Source organism: Zhihengliuella salsuginis, from assembly GCF_014651715.1.
Classification (GTDB): Bacteria; Actinomycetota; Actinomycetes; order Actinomycetales; family Micrococcaceae; genus Zhihengliuella; species Zhihengliuella salsuginis.
Window position 1 is genome coordinate 1 of record NZ_BMXK01000024.1, and the last position, 2,895, is coordinate 2,895.

At 56.0% G+C, this 2,895-nt stretch carries 1 rRNA gene; it reads right to left on the bottom strand.

What is annotated here, in order from left to right:
- Positions 1-2,895: ribosomal RNA gene (locus tag IE069_RS15505) — 23S ribosomal RNA — on the bottom strand; the annotation flags it as partial.

Below are 2,895 nucleotides of genomic sequence, written 5' to 3' on the forward strand. Positions count from 1 at the left end.
TCTTTAGTCCTCGCTTCCACGTCCCGCCTATCAACCCAGTGGTCTAGCTGGGGGCCTCTCACACAGAAGTGTGTGGAAATCTCATCTCGAAGTGGGCTTCCCGCTTAGATGCTTTCAGCGGTTATCCCTTCCGAACGTAGCTAATCAGCGGTGCACCTGGCGGTACAACTGACATACCAGTGGTTCGTCCGTCCCGGTCCTCTCGTACTAAGGACAGATCTCCTCAAATTTCCTGCGCGCGCAGCGGATAGGGACCGAACTGTCTCACGACGTTCTAAACCCAGCTCGCGTACCGCTTTAATGGGCGAACAGCCCAACCCTTGGGACCGACTCCAGCCCCAGGATGCGACGAGCCGACATCGAGGTGCCAAACCATGCCGTCGATATGGACTCTTGGGCAAGATCAGCCTGTTATCCCCGAGGTACCTTTTATCCGTTGAGCGACGGCCCTTCCACGAGGTGCCGCCGGATCACTAGTCCCGACTTTCGTCCCTGCTCGAGCTGTCGCTCTCACAGTCAAGCTCCCTTGTGCACTTACACTCGACACCTGATTGCCAACCAGGCTGAGGGAACCTTTGGGCGCCTCCGTTACTCTTTAGGAGGCAACCGCCCCAGTTAAACTACCCATCAGGCACTGTCCCTGACCCAGATTATGGGCCGAAGTTAGGAATCCGATACGGCCAGAGTGGTATTTCAACGATGACTCCACGAGCACTGGCGTGCCCGCTTCAACGTCTCCCACCTATCCTACACAAGCCGCACCGAACACCAATACCAAACTATAGTAAAGGTCTCGGGGTCTTTCCGTCCTGCTGCGCGTAACGAGCATCTTTACTCGTACTGCAATTTCGCCGAGTTCATGGTTGAGACAGCGGGGAAGTCGTTACTCCATTCGTGCAGGTCGGAACTTACCCGACAAGGAATTTCGCTACCTTAGGATGGTTATAGTTACCACCGCCGTTTACTGGGGCTTAAATTCACCGCTTCACACCGAAGTGTTGACAGCTCCTCTTAACCTTCCAGCACCGGGCAGGAGTCAGTCCATATACATCGTCTTGCGACTTCGCATGGACCTGTGTTTTTAGTAAACAGTCGCTTCCCCCTGGTCTCTGCGGCCCACACCCGCTCACGCCAGCAAGTGGCGGTCACGAGGCAGGCCCCCCTTCTCCCGAAGTTACGGGGGCATTTTGCCGAGTTCCTTAACCATGATTCTCTCGATCGCCTTAGTATTCTCTACCTGATCACCTGTGTCGGTTTGGGGTACGGGCAGTTGGAACCTCGCGCCGATGCTTTTCTAGGCAGCATAGGATCACCGGATCACCCGCCAAAGCGGGCGCCTATCAGGTCTCAGCCGTCATGTCCCGCGGATTTACCTACGGGACGGCCTACACCCTTGGACCAGGACGATTCCATTGCCTGGCCCGGCTACCTTCCTGCGTCACACCTGTTAATACGCTGACTTCCCCGGTTCGGGTCCCACGCCGCCCACCAACGCCGCCCCGAAGGGCAGTCCATGGTGTTTGAGGTGGTTAGCATCACCGGTTCAGTAGGGACGGTTCTTCACTGGTACGGGAATATCAACCCGTTGTCCATCGACTACGCCTGTCGGCCTCGCCTTAGGTCCCGACTCACCCAGGGCAGATTAGCTTGACCCTGGAACCCTTGATCATTCGGCGGACGGGTTTCTCACCCGTCATTCGCTACTCATGCCTGCATTCTCACTCGTGTAGCGTCCACCACTGGTTTCCACCGCGGCTTCACTCGCTACACGACGCTCCCCTACCCATCCAGTCCACTGAACCACGAAGGCTAATGTATATAACTGAATGATGCGACTTCGGCGGTGTACTTGAGCCCCGCTACATTATCGGCGCGGAATCACTTGACCAGTGAGCTATTACGCACTCTTTCAAGGGTGGCTGCTTCTAAGCCAACCTCCTGGTTGTCTCAGCAACTCCACATCCTTTCCCACTTAGCACACGCTTAGGGGCCTTAGTCGGCATTCTGGGCTGTTTCCCTCTCGACAATGAAGCTTATCCCCCACTGTCTCACTGCTACGCTCTCACTTGCCGGCATTCGGAGTTTGGCTGACGTCAGTAACCTGTTGGGGCCCATCGGCCATCCAGTAGCTCTACCTCCGGCAAGAAACACGTAACGCTGCACCTAAATGCATTTCGGGGAGAACCAGCTATCACGAAGTTTGATTGGCCTTTCACCCCTACCCACAGCTCATCCCCTCCATTTTCAACTGAAGTGGGTTCGGTCCTCCACGACGTCTTACCGTCGCTTCAACCTGGCCATGGGTAGATCACTTCGCTTCGGGTCTAGACCGTGCCACTCAAACGCCCTATTCAGACTCGCTTTCGCTACGGCTTCCCCACACGGGTTAACCTCGCGACACAGCACTAACTCGCAGGCTCATTCTTCAAAAGGCACGCCGTCACCAGACCGCAGTCTCGGCTCCGACGGATTGTAAGCGCATGGTTTCAGGTACTATTTCACTCCCCTCCCGGGGTACTTTTCACCATTCCCTCACGGTACTTATCCGCTATCGGTCATCGGGTAGTATTCAGGCTTACCAGGTGGTCCTGGCAGATTCACACGGGATTTCTCGGGCCCCGTGCTACTCGGGTGGCACCAAAATGGCGGCAGTACGCATTACGGCTACGGGACTCTCACCCTCTCTGATCCGGTGTTCAAACCGGTTCGCCTATACGCCTACACCTCACCACACCCGTCCGGCAGAACGGATACTCGATGCTCCCACAACCCCGACCATGCAACGCCCGCCGGCTATCACACATGATTCGGTTTAGCCCCATCCGCGTTCGCTCGCCACTACTGACGGAATCACTATTGTTTTCTCTTCCTACGGGTACTGAGATGTTTCACTTC